Source organism: Pantoea sp. VS1, assembly GCF_002207995.1.
GTDB classification, from domain to species: domain Bacteria; phylum Pseudomonadota; class Gammaproteobacteria; order Enterobacterales; family Enterobacteriaceae; genus Pantoea; species Pantoea dispersa.
This window is the reverse complement of record NZ_NHZE01000141.1, coordinates 1-1,123: the sequence shown is the minus strand read 5'-3', so window position 1 is coordinate 1,123 and position 1,123 is coordinate 1. Positions and strand designations below refer to the sequence as shown.

The 1,123-nt window shown below is 36.1% G+C and carries 1 protein-coding gene; it reads left to right on the top strand.

Translation table 11 applies throughout. The annotated features are described in order from the left end of the window. The first annotated feature begins 94 nt into the window (after positions 1-94). Positions 95-988, top strand: coding sequence for a DUF4868 domain-containing protein (locus CBW22_RS25055; RefSeq protein WP_217899543.1), 894 nt, complete (start codon positions 95-97; stop codon positions 986-988). Positions 989-1,123 lie beyond the last annotated feature (135 nt).

The window sequence follows — 1,123 nt, the reverse complement described above, 5'->3', positions numbered from 1 at the left end:
AACAACCTGTTTGACTGCTTCAATTTTAAACTCTTCGGGATAACGCTTACCGCTCATGGGCACCTCTCTTTAAGCCATTTTAAATGACTCCGAGGTGTCTGTTAAACCCGTGGCGATTCATAGTGTTTATCTTTGGGTCTTTAAAAGGAGTACAACTGCGAGCCGTTTTACTGCTCATTATGTTCAAACTGATGATGCATTAAATGAGCAGTTAAAACTAATTGCGCATAGTGAGTTTCTGCGAATAACAGAATTCCATGCTTATAGTTACCTGGCTGAAACTAATGATAATAGTTGCCTTTCTACAGTTATTGCTGGTAGTGATTTCGCCAATCTTAAAACTATTGTTGATAGACCAGAGCCAGATTATAGGCTGCTAAATATCAAGGATTTAAAGAATGTCAGTGGCTATGTAGTAAAATTTATCAATAATGGGAAAACTGTTTATGCCATTAAACGAAGTGCTAAAAATTGGAAGGCATCCTTTTTAAAGACTCATGTGAATATTGTCTTCAGAAATGGAGAGCTTTCAGCGGCAGAGGATGAAGCGTTTGTAATTGAGAAGAATTTTGATTTTTATGCGATTGATTCGGCAATTTTCATTGCAAATAAAAGAGCTTTTGAATCGGTTATGGAGCATAGAGCTTCTTATGCACATGCTTTCACAAACCTTCAGTCAACAGCTTCTTTTTCTGAACTTTTTACGGACATGACTACATTAATAAACTATGTTGGGAATAACTCAATTCAACTTCGTAGGATGGCCAGAGTTGAGGAGCGAGCATTATATCAATCCCCGCAGTTCTTATCGGCGGTACAAAAAGTAAATAACCGTCGCGCTTGGGGGCTTAATTTTGACGCTCAAACAGGCAAGATTATTCCTTGTGATCAGACGGTAAAAGCAATAATACAAATTTTATTAGATCACCGTTTGTTGAGTGAGGTTACCGATTTGATATATGATGTTCCGGACGCAACTCCAGTTTAAATTTTTGTATAAGTTGATTTCAAATTTTATGGCTTATCAAGGGTTGCGATTGAGTTATCCATATCGATAAAAAATTGTGCTTAAAATTTAAATTTTATTGTTTTATCATTTTAGTGAAAGTGGTGATTATTAGAT